The following is a 16,859-nucleotide window of genomic DNA, read 5'->3' on the forward strand; positions in this document are numbered from 1 at the left end:
TCCTTCAGATGTGCGGGACGCCGTCCGGGATCTCGTAGAACGTCGGGTGGCGGTAGACCTTGTCGCCGCTCGGGGCGAACAGCGGGTCCTTCTCGTCGGGGCTCGACGCGGTGATGTCGGCGGCCCGGACCACCCAGATGCTCACGCCCTCGTTGCGCCGGGTGTAGAGGTCGCGGGCGGCGTCGACGGCCATCTCGGCGTCGGGCGCGTGCAGCGAGCCGACGTGCACGTGGTTGAGCCCCCGCTTGCCGCGGACGAACACCTCGTACAGCGGCCAGTCGCGGCGCACCGCCCGGGGGCGCGGCTCCACCGGCACCTCCGGCCCCGTCGGGACCGCGCCGTGGCCCCCTGCCGCGGTCACCTCGCTCACGCCGGCACCGCCTCGTGCTTGCGGGCGTGGGCGGTGGCGGCCTCGACCACCCACGCGTTGTCGTCGCGCGCGGCCCGCCGCCGGGCGATGCGGACGTCGTTCATCGGCCCCTGGCCGCCGAGGACCCGCTTGAACTCCTCCCAGTCGATCGCGCCGAACCGCCAGTGGCCGCTCTCCTCGTCCCAGGCGAGGTCCGGGTCGGGGAGCGTGACGCCGAGGAACTGCGCCTGGGGCACGGTCATGTCGACGAAGCGCTGCCGCAGCTCGTCGTTGGTGTGCCGCTTGATGCCCCACGCCATCGACTGCGCGGTGTTGGGGCTCTCGTCGTCGGGCGGGCCGAACATCATCAGCGAGGGCCACCACCAGCGGTCGACGGATTCCTGGACCATCGCCCGCTGCTCGTCGGTGCCCCGCATCATCGTCATCAGCAGCTCGTAGCCCTGCCGCTGGTGGAAGGACTCCTCCTTGCAGACCCGGATCATCGCCCGGGCGTAGGGCCCGTAGGAGGAGCGGCACAGCGGTACCTGGTTGCAGATCGCCGCGCCGTCGACCAGCCAGCCGATCACGCCGACGTCGGCGTAGGACGGCGTCGGGTAGTTGAAGATCGAGCTGTACTTCTGGCGGCCCTCGATCAGCTTGTCGGTGAGGTCGGCGCGGTCGGCCCCCAGGGTCTCGGCCGCCGAGTACAGGTAGAGACCGTGCCCGGCCTCGTCCTGCACCTTGGCCAGGAGCACCGCCTTGCGCCGCAGGCTGGGCGCGGCGAGCAGCCAGTCGCCCTCGGGTTGCATGCCGATGATCTCCGAGTGGGCGTGCTGCGCGACCTGCCGCACCAGGGTCTTCCGGTAGCCCTCGGGCATCCAGTCCCGCGGCTCGATGCGGCGGTCGGCGGCGATCGTGGCGGCGAACTGCTGCTGGAGGGCGGCCTCGTCGGGCGACCCGGCCGGTTGCCGGTCCAGGGTGGGGGCGGGCATGGGTGCTCCTCGGCTCTTTACCGACCGAACGGTCAGGAATAGTGTGACCCAGGTCGCACCCGGGCACAAGCGCCCGGCGGGACGGCGCGGGCGAGGGGCGAGGACGGCAGGCTATGACGACGACCGGACGGCGGCGCCCCGGCGCGGCCCCGCAGCTCGAGCAGCTCGACCCGGCGGAGCGGATGTCCACCGAGGAGCTGCGCGCCCTGCAGCTGGACCGGCTGCGGTGGTCGCTGCGGCACGCCTACGAGCACGTGCCGCACCACCGGCGGGCCTTCGACGCGGCCGGCGCGCACCCCGACGACTGCCGGGAGCTCGCCGATCTGGCGCGCTTCCCGATGACCGGCAAGGCCGACCTGCGCGACAACTACCCCTTCGGCATGTTCGCCGTCCCCCGGGAGCAGGTGCGCCGGGTGCACGCGTCGTCGGGCACCACCGGCAAGCCGACCGTCGTCGGGTACACCGAGGGCGACCTGGCCACCTGGGCCGCCCTGATGGCCCGCTCGATCCGCGCCGCCGGCGGCCGCCCCGGCGACGTGCTGCACAACGCCTACGGCTACGGGCTGTTCACCGGCGGGCTGGGTGCCCACTACGGCGCCGAGGCGCTGGGCTGCACCGTCGTCCCCGTGTCCGGCGGGATGACGCCGCGCCAGGTGCAGCTGATCACCGACTTCCGGCCGCGGGTGGTGATGGTGACGCCCACCTACATGCTCACGATCATCGACGAGTTCGAGGCCCAGGGCGTCGACCCGCGCTCGACCGGTCTGGAGATCGGCATCTTCGGCGCCGAGCCGTGGACCGAGCAGATGCGCCTGGAGATCGAGGAGCGGCTCGGCATCCAGGCCGTCGACATCTACGGCCTCTCGGAGGTGATGGGGCCCGGCGTCGCCCAGGAGTGCGTGGAGACCAAGGACGGCCTCCACCTGTGGGAGGACCACTTCTACCCGGAGATCATCGACCCGCTCACCGGTGAGGTGCTGCCCGAGGGGGAGAGGGGCGAGCTGGTGCTCACCTCGCTGACCAAGGAGGCGATGCCCGTCGTCCGGTACCGCACGCGCGACCTCACCCGGCTGCTGCCCGGTACCGCCCGGCCCGGCATGCGCCGGATCGAGAGGATCACCGGGCGCAGCGACGACATGATCGTCCTGCGCGGGGTCAACCTCTTCCCGACGCAGGTCGAGGAGGTCGTGCTGCGCACCCCCGGGCTCTCCCCGCACTTCACCCTCGAGCTCACCACGCGTGGCCGGCTGGACCACCTGACCTGCCGGGTCGAGGCGCGTCCCGGCACCCCGGCCGGCCGCCGCGAGCCCGCGGCGGCCGAGGTGGCGCAAGCGGTCAAGGACACCGTCGGTACCAGCATCGACGTGGTGGTGGTCGACCCCGAGACGCTGCCCCGCTCCGTCGGCAAGCTCAAGCGGCTGCACGACCTGCGCGACCGCCCGTGACCGCGACCGGGACGGCGACGGGGCGGCGGGGGCGCCCCGGTCACTCGCTGGACTCGCTCCTGCGCACCGCCGTCGCGCTGTTCAACGAGCGGGGCTACGACGCCACGAGCATGGACGAGCTCGCCGCACGGCTGGGGGTGACCAAGTCGGCCATCTACCACCACGTGCCGAGCAAGGTGGAGCTGCTGCGGCTGGCGCTGGACCGGGCGCTCGACGCGCTCTTCGCCGTCACCGAGGAGCCGGGCGCGACCACGGGTCCGGCCATCGACCGCCTCGAGCACGTCGTCCGCGGCTCGGTGCGCGTGCTCGCCGCCGAGCTGCCGTTCGTCACCCTGCTGCTGCGCGTGCGCGGCAACTCCGCGGTCGAGCAGGCCGCCCTGGAGCGGCGCCGCCGGTTCGACCGCATCGTCACCGACCTGGTGCGGGCCGCCGAGGGGGAGGGAGACGTCCGCCCGGACGTCGACCCCGCCGTCACCAGCCGGCTGCTGTTCGGCACCGTCAACTCGCTCACCGAGTGGTACCGGCCCGACGGCGGCCTCTCCGCCGACGACCTCGCCGACGCCGTCGTCACCACGGCGTTCGCCGGGCTGCGCACCCGGCCGCCGGCCGGGCCCTGACGCCCCGGCCGACGGCAGCGCCTCCTGGCACGCGGGCCGACCCGCGCCGCCGGCGGGGCCGGCCGGCGTCTCCAGCGTGGTGCGCCCGACTCACCCGGAGGTGAGCCGGACGCACTCGGGGCACGGATCAGCCGACCCGCGGCCGCGGGGGCCGTCCCACGACCCCTGCACCACGCCGACCGACGCGCCGCAGATGCCGGCCCAGGGCGCCGGGAGGTCGGCGGTGCTGCGGAGGACGGCGTGCGCCCGGCCGGTGGCCTGGTCGCGGCCGGCCGCGTGGTCGCTGGTCATGCCCCCAGCATGCGTCCTGCGGGGGCCGCGGGCCGCCGGGGGTCTTGTCCACCGCCCGCCCGCCGGGCAGGCTGTGACCCAGGACACATCGGGACCTGGAGGCGACGTGGCAGCTCGCACCGCTCATCCGACCGGCCTCGGCGGCTGAGGCACCCATGGGCAAGGACTTCCCGCCGGCCCCCGCGCCGCGCCCGGCCGCGCAGGTGCGCAACGTCGCCCTGGTCGGGCGCGCCGGTGCCGGCAAGACGACCCTCGCCGAGGCCCTGCTGGTGGCCACCGGGGCCATCCCCCGCGCCGGGAACGTCGAGGAGGGCACCACCTGCCTCGACACCGAGGAGGTGGAGATCCGCCAGCAGCGTTCGGTCGCGCTCGGCGTGGCCACCGTCGAGCACGACGGCCACCGCATCACCCTCCTGGACACCCCCGGCTCCCCGGACTTCGTCGGCGAGCTGCGGGCCGGGTTGCGGGCCGCCGACTCGGCGCTCTTCGTCGTCTCGGCCGTCAGCGGCGTGGACGCGGGCACCGTGCAGCTGTGGGAGGAGTGCGCCGCGGTGGGGATGCCGCGCGCCGTCGTGCTCACCCAGATCGACCGGCCGCGCGCCGACGTCGACGAGGCGGTGCGCCTCTGCCAGCTGATGCTGGGGGAGGGCGTGTACCCCATGCACCTGGTCGAGCGCGGTCCCGACGGCGCGGCCCGCGGGCTGGTCTCCCTGCTCGAGCCGCACCTCGATGCCGCCCGGGTGGGCGACCACGACGCCGACCGCCTCCGCGCCGAGCTGATCGAGGGCATCATCGGCGAGAGCGAGGACGAGACGCTGATGGACCGCTACCTCGCCGGGGACGAGCTGTCCGTCCCCGACCTGGTCGCCGACCTGGAGACCGCGGTCGCCCGCGGGCACTTCCACCCCGTCGTCTGCGCCGCCCCGCTCACCGGGGTCGGCACCGCCGAGCTGCTGCAGCTCATCGTCTCCGCGCTGCCCTCGCCGACGGAGCACGGCTGCCCACCGGTCACCCGGCCCGACGGGGCACCGGCGCCGGCGCTGGACTGCGACCCCGACGGCCCGCTGGTCGCCGAGGTCGTCCGCACCACCACCGACCCCTACGTCGGCCGCATCTCCCTGGTGCGGGTCTTCTCCGGCACCCTGCGGCCGGACGTGGCGGTGCACGTCTCCGGCCACGGCATGGCCGAGCGCGGCCACCCCGACCACGACGCCGACGAGCGGATCGGCGTCCTGACCGCGCCGCTGGGTGCGGCCCTGCGGCCGGTGGCGGCGTGCCCGGCCGGCGACATCTGCGCGGTCGCCCGCCTGGCGACGGCGGAGACCGGCGACACGCTGAGCTCCCCGGAGGAGCCGCGCCTGGTCCCGCCCTGGGAGCTGCCGGTACCCCAGCTGCCGGTGGCGGTGGAGGCGGCCTCCCGCGGCGACGAGGACCGGATGGCCACCGCGCTGGCCCGCCTCGTCGCCGAGGACCCCACCGTCCGGCTGGAGCGGCGGGCCGACACCGGGCAGCTGCTGCTGTGGTGCGTCGGCGACGCGCACGCCGAGGTGCTGCTGGAGCGGCTCCGCAGCCGGCACGGCGTCGCCGTGACCACGGTGCCGGTGCGGGTGCCGCTGGTCGAGACCCTGCGCGGCCCGGCCCGGGTCACGGGCCGGCACGTCAAGCAGTCCGGCGGGCACGGGCAGTACGCCGTCGTCGTCGTCGAGGGGGAGCCGGGGGAGCCGGGCTCGGGCATCGTGTTCGAGCAGCGCATCGTCGGCGGCACGGTGCCCGGGCAGTTCCACGCCAGCGTGGAGAAGGGCATCCGCGCCCAGGCGGCCCGCGGGGTGAACGGGGACCGCCCGCTGGTCGACCTCCGGGTCACCCTCGTCGACGGCAAGGCGCACTCGGTGGATTCCTCCGACGCCGCGTTCCAGGCCGCCGGCGCCCTGGCCCTGCGCGAGCTCGCCGCCGCGGCCGGCACCCAGGTGCTCGAACCGTGGTGCGAGATCGAGGTGCAGGTGCCCGCCGAGCACGTCGGCGCGGTGATGAGCGACCTGTCCTCCCGGCGGGCTCGGGTGACCGGCAGCGAGGCAGACCCGGGTCGTGACCGCGCCACGGTGCGCGCCGAGGTGCCCGAGGCCGAGCTGCTCGGCTACCCCGGCGTGCTGCGCTCGGTGACCCACGGGACGGGCAGCTTCGACCGCCGGCCGCTCGGCTACGAGCCGGCGCCCGCCGCGGTGGCCGTCCCGGCCTGAGCGACGCGGTCCGGCGCTACGGCGGCCCCGTCCGGAGGCTCGCCGCGAGCCTGCGAGTGGTGGGGGGCAGAAGGTCCTTCTACTAGCCTCGGGCACGATCGTGCTGGGACTGGAGGGAACGTGTCGTCGTCGAACGGGCCGTCGGCTGCGGCCTCCGTCCCCTCACCCCGGACGACGGGGGCGCCGCTGCCCGACCGCGCGGCTCTCCCGGACCGGGTCTGGACGCTGCCCAACGCCCTCTCGGTGCTGCGGCTGCTCGGCGTCCCGCTGTTCCTCTGGCTGCTCCTCGGGCCGGAGGAGGACGGGTGGGCCCTCGTCGTCCTCATGGTGTCGGGCTTCACCGACTGGCTGGACGGCAAGCTGGCCCGCTGGCTGGACCAGGGCAGCCGCCTCGGTGCGCTGCTCGACCCCGCGGCGGACCGGCTCTACATCGTCTCCGCCCTGATCGCCCTGGCGCTGCGCGAGGTCGTGCCGCTCTGGCTGGTGGCCCTGCTGGTGGGCCGGGAGCTCCTGCTCGGCGTGCTGCTGCTGGTCCTGCGGGCGCACGGCTACCCGCCGCTGCAGGTGCACTACCTCGGCAAGGCGGCGACGCTCCTGCTCCTCTACGCCTTCCCCGTGCTGCTGATCGCCGACGGGGACGGTGCGCTGGCCACCGTGGCCGAGCCGTTCGCCTGGGCCCTCACCATCTGGGGCACGGCCCTCTACCTGCTGGCCGCCGCGTTCTACGCCGTCCAGGTGGTGGGCCTGGTCGCCGCGGACCGCGCCGCGGCGCGCCAGGGCCCGCGGTGACCGGTGCGCGCCCGCCCGGCGGCGTCCGCTCGCTGGGCGCCTCGCTGCTCGACGACGTGCTCGCCGAGACCCTCGACCCCGCGTACGCACAGGCCGCGGCCCGGCGTGCCGGGGAGGACCAGCCCCGCCGGGGCCGCGGCCGGGTGCTGGTCGCGCTCACCATGGCCGCCGCGGGCCTGCTGGCCGCGGTGACCTACGACCAGGCGGCCGCCCGGGCGGAGGGGCGCCAGGAGATCCGCGAGGCCCTGGTCAACGACATCCAGGACGAGTCGGCGGTCACCGACGACCTGGCCGCCCGCCTGGAGGAGGCGCGCGCGGAGGTCAGCCGCACCAGCGACGAGCTGCTCGCGGCCACCGCGGTCGGGCAGCGGGCGCTCGACGCCCTCGCCCGCGCCGAGCAGGGCGCCGCCGCCGTCCCCGTCACCGGGCCGGGGCTGCTGGTCACGCTGGCCAACGCCGAACCCGACGCCGACGACGACCCGATCGGCGCGGGTGCGGCCGGCACGGAGGCCGTCCAGGTGGCCGACGGCGACCTGCAGCTGGTGGTCAACGCGCTCTGGGGCGCCGGCGCCGAGGCGATCAGCGTCAACGGCCAGCGGCTGGGCCCGACCAGCGCCATCCGGTTCGCCGGCGAGGCGGTGCTGGTGAACTTCCGGCCGGTCACCAGCCCCTACCGGATCCGCGCCATCGGTGACCCCGACGCGCTGTCCCAGAACTTCCTGCTCGACCCCCAGGTGCGCGACCTCGCGGAGTTCGCCGCCGCCACGGGGCTGCAGTTCCTGTTCAGCGAGGAGGACGAGCTGTCCCTGCCGGCCGCCAACCCGCCGGAGCTCCGCTCCGCCGAGGTCGTCAGTTCCCGCCGGGCTCCCGGCGCCGAGCCCAGCCCCGGAGGCTGACGTCGTGATCCCGATCCTCGGCCTGGTGGCCGGCGTGCTGCTCGGCCTGGTCTTCGACCCCACCGTCCCGCTGTGGCTGCAGCCCTACCTGCCGATCGCCGTCGTCGCCGCCCTCGACGCCGTCTTCGGCGGGTTCCGCGCCCGCCTCGACGGCATCTTCGACGCCAAGGTGTTCGTGATCTCCTTCGTGTCGAACGTGGTGGTGGCGGCGCTCATCGTCTTCCTGGGCGACCAGCTCGGCGTCGGCGCTCAGCTGTCGACGGCGGTCGTCGTCGTCCTGGGCATCCGCATCTTCGGCAACGCCGCCGCCATCCGCCGGCACGTCTTCCGCGCATGAGCGGTCCGGAGCGGCCCGGCCCGCCGGTCGGCGACGCGGGTCCGGCCGGCGGGGGTGCGCCCGAGGAGGTCCCCCGGGCGCGGCGCCGGCGGCGCGACCCGCTCGCGGCGACGCTCATCGGCGTCCTCACGCTGCTCCTGGGGTTCGCGCTGGCGGTGCAGGTCCGCAACGCCGACGAGGCCCAGGTGCTGGCCGGCGCGCGCGAGGAGGACCTCGTGCGCATCCTCGACGAGCTCGACGGCCGCGAGGAGCGGCTGCGCTCCCAGCTGGCCGAGCAGCGGGCGGCGCTGCGTGAGCTCAACGGCTCCGGCAGCCGGACCGGCGCCGCGCTCGAGGAGGCCCGGGAGCGCGCCGCGACGCTCGGCATCCTCAACGGGACCCTCGCCGCGCAGGGGCCGGGGCTGACCCTCATCATCAGCGACCCGGCGGGCGCCGTGCAGGTGTCCGACCTGCTCGACGTGGTGCAGGAGCTGCGCGGGGCCGGCGCGGAGACCATGCAGGTCGACGACGTCCGGATCGGGCACTCCACCGCCGTCACCGGCTCCGCGGGCGCGCTCCTCGTCGACGGCACGCCGCTGCGCTCGCCCTACGAGTTCGTCGTCCTCGGCGACCCCCAGGGCATGGAGACGGCCATGAACATCCCGGGCGGGGTGGTGCAGCGCATCGAGCGGCGCGGTGGGTCGGTGGAGATCACCGGGTTCCCGGAGCTCGTGGTGGACGCGTTGCGGCCGCTGGACCGGCCTCAATACGCTGCGCCCGAGACCGACTGAGGCCTCGGTGCCCCACCCACGTTCCGCTCGGGGTGGGTCCCTGCACCGGGGCCGTCCCACACCTCACCAGGAGACGCCAGCACATGAGCACGCCCGACGACCGGCGCTACACCGAGCAGCACGAGTGGGCGCTGGTGCAGGGGACCGACGGCACCTCGACCGTCGTCCGGGTCGGCATCACCGACCACGCCCAGGACGCGCTCGGGGACATCGTCTTCGTGCAGCTCCCCGAGGTGGGGGCCGAGGTGGCCCCGGGCACGCCGATGGGCGAGGTGGAGTCCACCAAGAGCGTCTCCGACGTCTACGCGCCCGTCGCCGGCGTCGTGGCGGCGGTGAACGACCGCCTGGGGGATGCGCCCGAGACCATCAACGCCGATCCCTACGGCGAGGGCTGGCTGGTCGACATCGCGGTGCCGGGGGAGGGCGGCGACCCCATCGGCCAGCTGCTCGACGCCGACGCCTACCAGGCGGTGGTCGAGGGGTCGTGACCGGCCCGCCGGGAGGCTGGCCCCGGCCATCGCTCACTATGATCGTCGCGGGGCGAACAACAGCGGGGGACCTGCGGCGAAGCCGCCCCCCGGCCCCGCACGTCCGGTTGACCCTCGGGCCGACCGGCTGGTTCCATGACCCACGGTCCGCCGCCCACCCGCGGCGGCCGACCCACGGCGGGCCGCCCGGCCCACCGTCCGCCGGCCGCCCGCGGCCAATCGGTCCGCGGCGGGCCCCTCGTACCGGAGGAGACGCAACGTGCACTGCACTCGATGTGGCCACGAGAACCCCGAGGGCAGTCGCTTCTGCGCGCAGTGCGGTGCGGCGCTCTCCCCGGAGCGCGTGGGCGAGGCCACCAGCGTGATCCCCAAGGTCGGCGGCGAGGACACCGGCGACCAGCCCGAGGCGGTGGAGGCGGCCGACGCGCACGCGGGCGCCGTGGAGTCGCTGCCGGCCGGATCGGCGCTGCTGGTGGTCAAGCGCGGCCCCAACGCCGGGAGCCGGTTCCTGCTCGACCAGGACGTCACCACGGCCGGCCGGCACCCCGACAGCGACATCTTCCTCGACGACGTCACGGTGAGCCGCCGGCACGTCGAGTTCCACCGCGAGGGCGGCGGCTTCTCGGTGCACGACGTCGGCAGTCTCAACGGCACCTACGTCAACCGGGAGCCGGTCGACGTCGCCACCCTCGCCGGGGGCGACGAGGTGCAGATCGGGAAGTTCCGCCTGGTGTACCTGACCGGCCCGCGCACGGGCGAGCCCGCCGCTCGCTAGTGCACCGGCCGGTGACCGCCCGCACGTGGGATCCGCGGAGCGGGGCCCCGGGACGGGGTCCCGGGGAGAGAGGGGCGTGACCGCCGTGCCCGGGCGCGAACCAGCGCTCGGGGACGCCGGCGACCAGCACGCGCCGCGCCTGACCATCGGTGAGGTGCTCGCGGTGCTGCGCGACGACTTCCCCGACGTGACGATCAGCAAGATCCGCTACCTCGAGTCCGAGGACCTGGTGCACCCGCAGCGCACGCCGTCGGGCTACCGGAAGTTCTCCCGGGCCGACGTCAGCCGGCTGCGGTACGTGCTCACCGCCCAGCGGGACCACTACCTGCCGCTGCGGGTGATCAAGGACCACCTGGACGCCCTCGACCGCGGGGAGCCGCTGCCCGGCACGGGCAGCGGCCCGGCGCCGCTGCCGCCCGCCTCCACCGAGGAGGGGGCGACGGCGCCGCTGACCGCCGAGCAGTTCGCGCGGGCCGCAGGGCTCGAGCCCGGGCAGCTCGCCGACTGCGTGCAGTTCGGGCTGCTGAGCACCGACGCCGAGGGCCGGCACCCGGCGGCGGACCTGCCCATCGCGCGGGCGGCCGCCGGGCTGGCCCGGCACGGCATCGAGCCGCGGCACCTGCGGGTGTACCGCAGCGCCGTGGAGCGGGAGGCGGGGCTGGTCGAGCAGCTCGTCGCCCCGGTGCTGCGGGCCCGCTCCGAGGAGGCGCGCACCCGCGCCACGGAGAAGCTGCAGGAACTGGCGGCGCTCTCCGCGCAGCTGCACACCGCGCTGCTCGAGACGCGCCTGCGGGACCTCCTCCGTCCCTGAGCGGGCGTACCGTTGACGCGTCCGAGCCCCGCCCGGCGGGGCCGACGAGTGACCGGCCGCCTGACCACACCGTCCCGCCCGAACCCCGGGCCGCAGCCGAGGGAGCCGCACCGTGCAGGAGCTCAGAGTCGTCGGCGTCCGCGTCGAACTGCCCGGCAACCAGCCGATCCTGCTGCTCAAGGAGACGCAGGGGGAGCGGTACCTGCCGATCTGGATCGGCGCCGTCGAGGCGGCCGCCATCGCGTTCGAGCAGCAGGGCGTGCGCCCCGCCCGCCCGATGACCCACGACCTCCTCCGGGAGGTGGTGCGCACGCTGGGTGCCGAGCTCGAGGCGGTCAACATCACCGAGATGCGCGACGGCATCTACATCGCCGAGCTCGTGTTCGGTGACGACCGGGTGGTCAGCGCCCGGCCCTCGGACGCCGTGGCGCTGGCCGTGCGCACCGGTGCCCCGATCTTCGGCGCCGACGACCTGCTCGACGAGGTGGGCATCGAGATCCCCGACGAGCAGGAGGACGAGGTCGAGAAGTTCCGCGAGTTCCTCGACCAGATCTCGCCGGAGGACTTCGGGGCCGGGTCCGGCTCCGGGGGCGGTCCCGCCTAGGCCCCATCGGGTACCTATCGGCAGGCGCGCCGCATCCGTCACCCGAAATGGGGCTGGTGTGGCGACACGCCGTTCCTCGCAGTTGACCGGCCTCCGGGCCCGGCTTACCGTCGGCGAACGACAACGGTGTGACACCTGGAACCACGAGGTGCCGAGCCGTCGACCTGCCCCGACCGAGGCGGGACTGAGGAGGACGCTGGACGTGAGCGACCAGGGCAACGGCTCGCAGGGTCAGCTGTTCAGCGACGCCGCCGTCGGGGCGCCGCAGTACGACGAGGTCGACACCGACCTGGTCGGCTACCGGGGCCCGACCGCCTGCGCCGCTGCCGGCATCACCTACCGCCAGCTCGACTACTGGGCCCGCACCGGCCTGGTCTCGCCGTCCGTGCGCAGCGCCACCGGGTCGGGCACCCAGCGGCTCTACTCCTTCCGCGACATCCTCGTGCTCAAGGTCGTCAAGCGGCTGCTCGACACCGGGGTCTCGCTGCAGAACATCCGCAAGGCCGTGGACCACCTCCGCCAGCGCGGCGCCAAGGAGCTGGCCAACGTCACGCTCTTCTCCGACGGCGCCACCGTCTACGAGTGCACCTCGGCCGAGGAGGTCGTCGACCTGCTCGCCGGTGGCCAGGGCGTCTTCGGCATCGCCGTCTCCGGTGCGCTGCGGGAGCTCTCCGGTGAGCTGGCGGAGCTGCCCGCGGAGCGGATCGACGGCGGCCAGGTCGTCCCGTCCGACGACGAGCTGTCGATGCGCCGCCGGCGCCGCGCCGCCACCGCCTAGGTCGACCTCCGGGCCCCCGCTCACCGGGGGCTCTCGCTGGTAGCGTTCGAGCAGTGGCCGACCGTGCTGAGACCGCGGCCGGACCGGTGGGGGAGACCCTCCCGCCGCTGTCCGGATCGCTTCCTTCCCTGACGTCCCTGGACCCCGCCGGCGCCTTCGCCGGCCGGCACATCGGGCCCCGGCCGGACGACACCGCAGCGATGCTCGCCGCCGTCGGCCACCCGTCGCTGGAGTCGCTGGTCGACGCCTGCGTCCCCGAGGGGGTGCGGGACCGCGCGCCGCTGGACCTGCCGCCCGCGGAGAGCGAGGCCGCCGTCCTGGCGCTGCTGCGGGAGCGCGCTGCGGCCAACGAGGTCTTCACCTCGATGATCGGCCTGGGGTACTCCGGCACGGTCACCCCGCCGGTCATCCAGCGCACCGTCCTGGAGAACCCCGCCTGGTACACCGCCTACACCCCCTACCAGCCCGAGATCAGCCAGGGCCGGCTCGAGGCGCTGATCAACTTCCAGACGACGGTCGCCGACCTCACCGGGCTGCCCGTGGCGGGCGCCTCGATGCTGGACGAGGCCACCGCGGCCGCCGAGGCGATGACGCTGGTCCGGCGCGCCGGGCGGGCGAAGGCGGACGCGGTGTTCGTCGTCGACGCCGACACCCTGCCGCAGACCCTCGGGGTGCTGCAGACCCGCGCCGAGCCCCTGGGCATCCGGCTGCACGTCGCCGATCTGGCGGCGGGCTGGCCGGCCGACATCCCCGAGGCCGGCGCCTTCGGCGTGCTGCTGTCCTACCCGGGCGCCAGCGGTGCGGTGCGCGACCACCGCGCGCTCGCCGCGGCCGCGCACGAGGCCGGCGCGGCCGTGGTCGTCGCCGCCGACCTGCTGGCGCTCACCCTGCTGGAGGCACCGGGGGAGTGGGGCGCCGACGTCGCCTGCGGCACCACCCAGCGCTTCGGCGTCCCCATGGGGTACGGCGGCCCGCACGCCGGCTACCTCTCCGTGCGCGAGGGGCTGGCCCGCCAGCTCCCCGGCCGGCTGGTCGGGGTGTCGGTGGACGCCGACGGAGACGTCGCCTACCGGCTGGCCCTGCAGACCCGCGAGCAGCACATCCGCCGCGAGAAGGCGACCAGCAACATCTGCACCGCCCAGGTGCTGCTCGCCGTCATCGCCGGCGCCTACGCCGTCTACCACGGCCCGGAGGGGCTGACCGCCATCGCGGCCCGGGTGCACCGCGCCGCGACGGTGCTGGCCGGCTGGCTGCGCGCCGGCGGGCTGGAGATCGTGCACGAGCACTTCTTCGACACCCTCGAGGTGTCGGTGCCCGGGCGGGCCGGCGACGTCGTCGCCGCCGCGGCCCGGCAGCGGATCAACCTGCGCCTGGTCGACGCCGACACCGTCGCCGTCGCCTGCGACGAGACGACGACCCCGGAGATCCTGCGGGCGGTGGCGGAGTCCTTCGGGGTGACCGCCGACCACGCCGCGCTCGACGACGACGGCGCGGACGCGCTGCCGGCCGGCCTGCGCCGCCGGACGCCGTTCCTCACCCACCCGGTGTTCTCCGCGCACCGCTCCGAGACGGCGATGCTGCGCTACCTGCGCTCGCTCAGCGACAAGGACCTGGCGCTGGACCGCACCATGATCCCGCTGGGCTCGTGCACCATGAAGCTCAACGCGGCCACCGAGATGGCGGCGATCACCTGGCCGGAGTTCGCGCACCTGCACCCCTTCGCCCCGGCGGAGCAGGCCCGCGGCTACCGGCAGCTGATCGACGAGCTGTGCGCCGGGCTCGCCGAGGTGACCGGCTACGCCGGGGTCAGCGTGCAGCCCAACGCCGGCTCGCAGGGGGAGTTCGCCGGGCTGCTGGCCATCCGCGGCTACCACCGCTCGCGGGGCGAGGAGCACCGCGACGTCTGCCTGATCCCCAGCTCGGCGCACGGCACCAACGCGGCGAGCGCGGTCATGGCCGGGATGCGGGTGGTCGTCGTCGCCTGCGACGAGGCCGGCAACGTCGACGTCGCCGACCTGCGCGCGAAGGTCGAGCAGCACGCCGAGCGGCTCGCGGCGATCATGATCACCTACCCGTCGACGCACGGCGTCTTCGAGACCGACATCCAGGAGATCTGCGCCGCGGTGCACGACGCCGGCGGCCAGGTGTACGTCGACGGCGCCAACCTCAACGCCCTGGTCGGGCTGGCCCGCCCCGGCCGGTTCGGCTCCGACGTCAGCCACCTGAACCTGCACAAGACCTTCTGCATCCCGCACGGCGGTGGCGGCCCCGGCGTCGGGCCGGTCGCCGTCCGGGAGCACCTGCTGCCGTTCCTCCCGGGGCACCCCCTGGTGGACACCGGCGCCTCGGGCCCGGTCGTCTCCGCGGCGCCGTGGGGGTCGGCGGGGATCCTGCCGATCTCCTGGGCCTACATGCGGCTCATGGGGCCCGACGGGCTGACCCGGGCGACGCAGCACGCGATCCTCGCGGCGAACTACGTGGCAGCCCGGCTGCGCGAGCACTACCCGGTCCTCTACACCGGCGCCGAGGGCCTGGTGGCCCACGAGTGCATCCTCGACATCCGGCCGCTGACCAAGGCCACCGGCATCACCAACGACGACATCGCCAAGCGGCTGATCGACTTCGGCTTCCACGCGCCGACGATGAGCTTCCCGGTGGCCGGGACGCTCATGGTGGAGCCGACCGAGAGCGAGGACAAGGCCGAGCTCGACCGCTTCGTCGAGGCGATGGTGACCATCCGCGCCGAGATCGAGAAGGTCGCGACCGGGGAGTACGACCGCACCGACAACCCGCTGCGCAACGCGCCGCACACCCTGGCCATGCTGGCGGGGGAGTGGGACCGGCCCTACCCGCGGACCGCGGCGGTCTACCCGGTGCGCAGCCTGCAGGGGCGCAGCTACCTCAGCCCGGTCCGGCGCATCGACCAGGCCTACGGCGACCGCAACCTGGTCTGCTCCTGCCCCTCCCCGGAGGCGTTCGAGGAGCACGACTTCGCCGCGCACCCGCCGGCGGCGGACGGGGCGGTGCCCGGCCGCGGCCCAGGCCACCCCGACGACCTCGGCACCGCGGCCGACGTGGTGGGGGCTACGCCACTGCCAGCCTCCGGCTGACGCCGCGGCCAGGAGCCGTTCCCTCGTGGCGCTGAGCCGCTGCGTCCCTTCTCGCGGGACCCTCCGGGGCCCCACTCGTCGGGACAGGGCAGTGGACCGTCGTCCCCGCTCAGGCGGGGGTCAGCCAGACGTGGTGGTCGGGTACGGCCCGGCCGTCGGGGAGCAGCGCCCCGTCGTCGTCGAAGAGGACGACCCCGTTGCACAGCAGGCGCCAGCCCTGCTCGGGTCGGCTGCGGACGACGGCGGCGAGGTCGCGCGCCTCGCTGGCGGCGTCGGGGCAGGGCGTGACGTGGTGGCACATGGCGGTTCCTCTTCGTCCGGTGTCCTCGGCGGCCGGTGCGCGCCGCGCACCGTGCTCGTCCGAGGACTGGATTCGGCAGATCCGCGCACCGACTCAAGCGCCGGGGGGTGAGCTGGGTCACGAATTCACCCCGAGGGGTCGGCAGTTCCTGCCATGCCGTGCCGGTCCTGCGGCTCCCGCAGCCGCAGAGGTCCAGGGTGCGGGGCCGGCTACAGCTTGCGGAGCAGGACGCGGCGCACCGAGTGGTCCGCGGCCTTCTGCAGCACCAGGCGGGCCCGTGACCGGGTCGGGGCGATGTTGTCCCGCAGGTTCGGGCCGTTGACCGCCGACCAGATCCCGAGCGCGGTCTCCCGGGCCTGGTCGTCGGTGAGCGCGGCGAACCGGTGGAAGTAGGCCGTGGTGTCCTGGAACGCCGTCCGGCGCAGCGCCAGGAACCGCTCGACGTACCACCGCTGGATGTCGGCCTCCGCGGCGTCGACGTACACCGAGAAGTCGAAGAAGTCCGACAGGAAGATCTCCGGGGCCGACCCGTCGGTGCGCCGGCCTGCCTGCAGGACGTTGAGCCCCTCGAGCACGAGGATGTCCGGCCGGTCCACCGCCTGCACCCGGCCGGGCACGATGTCGTAGGACTGGTGGTCGTAGACCGGGGCGAACACCTCCTCGCGGCCGGACTTCACGTCGGCCAGGAAGCGCAGCAGCGCCCGGCGGTCGTAGCTCTCGGGGAAGCCCTTGCGGCCGAGCAGACCGCGCTCCTCGAGCACCGCGTTGGGCAGCAGGAAGCCGTCGGTGGTCACCAGGTCGACCCGGGGCACCCCCGGGGTGGCCGCGAGCAGCGTCTGCAGCAGGCGCGCGGTGGTGCTCTTCCCGACGGCGACGCTGCCGGCGACGGCGATGACGAAGGGCACCTTGGCGGTCGCGTCGCCCAGGAACTCGCTCTGCGCGGCCCAGAGCCGGCGGCTGGCCGTCACGTGCAGGCTCAGCAGGCGGGCGAGCGGCAGGTAGACGGTGGCCACCTCGTCCAGGTCGATGCGGTCGCCGAGGGAGGCGAGGTCCTCGAGCTCGGCCGCGTCCAGCGGCAGGATCGAGCCGGCCGCGAGCGCCCGCCACGAGTCGCGGTCGAACACCGCGTAGGGCGAGATGGAGCCACGAGTCCCAGCCGTCACGCGCCCCATCGTGCCGTCCGCACCCGGAGCGGCCTGCGCGCGGGTCACCCGGGCGGGTGTGCGGCGGGGCCGCCCGGCGCCGGCGGCGGTCCCGCGGGGCACCGCG

At 75.0% G+C, this 16,859-nt stretch carries 18 protein-coding genes; 13 read left to right on the forward strand and 5 right to left on the reverse strand.

Annotated elements, in window-relative coordinates:
- Window positions 1-4: 4 nt before the first annotated feature.
- Window positions 5-370 carry a 1,2-phenylacetyl-CoA epoxidase subunit PaaB gene (gene paaB, locus E9565_RS02875; RefSeq protein WP_374201419.1) on the reverse strand — a complete coding sequence of 122 codons (366 nt, stop codon included), beginning with the start codon at window positions 368-370 and terminating at the stop codon, window positions 5-7.
- Entirely contained in the window at window positions 367-1,341 is a 975-nt protein-coding gene (paaA, locus tag E9565_RS02880) for a 1,2-phenylacetyl-CoA epoxidase subunit PaaA (protein ID WP_236825904.1), read from the reverse strand. Before paaA ends, paaB begins: the two co-directional genes overlap by 4 nt.
- A gap of 113 nt (window positions 1,342-1,454) precedes the next feature.
- Between paaA and paaK the strand changes: the two genes are divergently transcribed.
- Entirely contained in the window at window positions 1,455-2,786 is a 1,332-nt protein-coding gene (gene paaK, locus E9565_RS02885) for a phenylacetate--CoA ligase PaaK (RefSeq protein WP_236834024.1), read from the forward strand.
- Window positions 2,783-3,403 (forward strand): TetR/AcrR family transcriptional regulator, encoded by a 621-nt coding sequence (locus E9565_RS02890; RefSeq protein ID WP_236834025.1) that lies wholly within the window; start codon window positions 2,783-2,785, stop codon window positions 3,401-3,403. The genes paaK and E9565_RS02890 overlap by 4 nt, the downstream gene beginning before the upstream one ends.
- 90 nt (window positions 3,404-3,493) lie before the next feature.
- Here the strand turns inward: E9565_RS02890 and E9565_RS02895 are convergent, their stop codons facing one another.
- Window positions 3,494-3,694 (reverse strand): hypothetical protein, encoded by a 201-nt coding sequence (locus E9565_RS02895; protein ID WP_236825907.1) that lies wholly within the window; start codon window positions 3,692-3,694, stop codon window positions 3,494-3,496.
- A gap of 155 nt (window positions 3,695-3,849) precedes the next feature.
- Here E9565_RS02895 and E9565_RS02900 point away from each other — a divergent pair, with 155 nt between their 5' ends.
- The 11 genes from E9565_RS02900 (at window position 3,850) to gcvP (ending at window position 15,289) form a co-directional block, all read left to right on the forward strand.
- Window positions 3,850-5,931 (forward strand): elongation factor G-like protein EF-G2, encoded by a 2,082-nt coding sequence (locus E9565_RS02900; protein WP_236834026.1) that lies wholly within the window; start codon window positions 3,850-3,852, stop codon window positions 5,929-5,931.
- A gap of 120 nt (window positions 5,932-6,051) precedes the next feature.
- Entirely contained in the window at window positions 6,052-6,720 is a 669-nt protein-coding gene (locus E9565_RS02905; RefSeq protein ID WP_236825909.1) for a CDP-alcohol phosphatidyltransferase family protein, read from the forward strand.
- Entirely contained in the window at window positions 6,717-7,616 is a 900-nt protein-coding gene (locus E9565_RS02910; RefSeq protein WP_308196080.1) for a DUF881 domain-containing protein, read from the forward strand. The genes E9565_RS02905 and E9565_RS02910 overlap by 4 nt, the downstream gene beginning before the upstream one ends.
- 4 nt (window positions 7,617-7,620) lie before the next feature.
- Window positions 7,621-7,953 (forward strand): small basic family protein, encoded by a 333-nt coding sequence (locus E9565_RS02915; RefSeq protein ID WP_236825910.1) that lies wholly within the window; start codon window positions 7,621-7,623, stop codon window positions 7,951-7,953.
- Window positions 7,950-8,723, forward strand: coding sequence for a DUF881 domain-containing protein (locus E9565_RS02920; RefSeq protein WP_236834027.1), 774 nt, complete (start codon window positions 7,950-7,952; stop codon window positions 8,721-8,723). The genes E9565_RS02915 and E9565_RS02920 overlap by 4 nt, the downstream gene beginning before the upstream one ends.
- Window positions 8,724-8,806: 83 nt before the next feature.
- Window positions 8,807-9,211 carry a glycine cleavage system protein GcvH gene (gene gcvH / locus E9565_RS02925; RefSeq protein ID WP_236825912.1) on the forward strand — a complete coding sequence of 135 codons (405 nt, stop codon included), beginning with the start codon at window positions 8,807-8,809 and terminating at the stop codon, window positions 9,209-9,211.
- Window positions 9,212-9,470: 259 nt separating this feature from the next.
- A complete protein-coding gene (locus E9565_RS23045) occupies window positions 9,471-9,986 on the forward strand; it encodes an FHA domain-containing protein (RefSeq protein WP_091932657.1) in 516 nt (171 codons plus the stop codon).
- A gap of 76 nt (window positions 9,987-10,062) precedes the next feature.
- The gene (locus E9565_RS02935) at window positions 10,063-10,797 is read left to right on the forward strand and encodes a MerR family transcriptional regulator (RefSeq protein WP_236825913.1); all 735 of its coding nucleotides are present in this window, start codon (window positions 10,063-10,065) and stop codon (window positions 10,795-10,797) included.
- A 112-nt stretch (window positions 10,798-10,909) separates the two neighbouring features.
- Entirely contained in the window at window positions 10,910-11,401 is a 492-nt protein-coding gene (locus E9565_RS02940) for a bifunctional nuclease family protein (RefSeq protein ID WP_236825914.1), read from the forward strand.
- 235 nt (window positions 11,402-11,636) lie between these two features.
- The gene (locus E9565_RS02945) at window positions 11,637-12,179 is read left to right on the forward strand and encodes a MerR family transcriptional regulator (RefSeq protein WP_236834066.1); all 543 of its coding nucleotides are present in this window, start codon (window positions 11,637-11,639) and stop codon (window positions 12,177-12,179) included.
- Window positions 12,180-12,232: 53 nt separating this feature from the next.
- A complete protein-coding gene (gcvP, locus tag E9565_RS02950) occupies window positions 12,233-15,289 on the forward strand; it encodes an aminomethyl-transferring glycine dehydrogenase (RefSeq protein WP_236834028.1) in 3,057 nt (1,018 codons plus the stop codon).
- A gap of 109 nt (window positions 15,290-15,398) precedes the next feature.
- Here the strand turns inward: gcvP and E9565_RS02955 are convergent, their stop codons facing one another.
- Window positions 15,399-15,590, reverse strand: a complete 192-nt coding sequence (locus E9565_RS02955; RefSeq protein ID WP_236825916.1) for a DUF5999 family protein — start codon at window positions 15,588-15,590, stop codon at window positions 15,399-15,401.
- 209 nt (window positions 15,591-15,799) lie between these two features.
- A complete protein-coding gene (gene coaA, locus E9565_RS02960; RefSeq protein ID WP_236825940.1) occupies window positions 15,800-16,762 on the reverse strand; it encodes a type I pantothenate kinase in 963 nt (320 codons plus the stop codon).
- Window positions 16,763-16,859 lie beyond the last annotated feature (97 nt).

It is taken from the genome of Blastococcus sp. KM273129 (assembly GCF_021698995.1).
In the GTDB taxonomy this organism is placed as follows: Bacteria; Actinomycetota; Actinomycetes; order Mycobacteriales; family Geodermatophilaceae; genus Blastococcus.

Coding starts and splice junctions, on each gene's coding strand:
- paaA (WP_236825904.1), bottom strand. CDS start 1,341: ATGCCCGCCCCCACCCTGGACCGGCAACCGGCCGGGTCGCCCGACGAG.
- paaK (WP_236834024.1), top strand. CDS start 1,455: ATGACGACGACCGGACGGCGGCGCCCCGGCGCGGCCCCGCAGCTCGAG.
- E9565_RS02895 (WP_236825907.1), bottom strand. CDS start 3,694: ATGACCAGCGACCACGCGGCCGGCCGCGACCAGGCCACCGGCCGGGCG.
- E9565_RS02900 (WP_236834026.1), top strand. CDS start 3,850: ATGGGCAAGGACTTCCCGCCGGCCCCCGCGCCGCGCCCGGCCGCGCAG.
- E9565_RS02920 (WP_236834027.1), top strand. CDS start 7,950: ATGAGCGGTCCGGAGCGGCCCGGCCCGCCGGTCGGCGACGCGGGTCCG.
- gcvH (WP_236825912.1), top strand. CDS start 8,807: ATGAGCACGCCCGACGACCGGCGCTACACCGAGCAGCACGAGTGGGCG.
- E9565_RS02955 (WP_236825916.1), bottom strand. CDS start 15,590: ATGTGCCACCACGTCACGCCCTGCCCCGACGCCGCCAGCGAGGCGCGC.
- coaA (WP_236825940.1), bottom strand. CDS start 16,762: ATGGGGCGCGTGACGGCTGGGACTCGTGGCTCCATCTCGCCCTACGCG.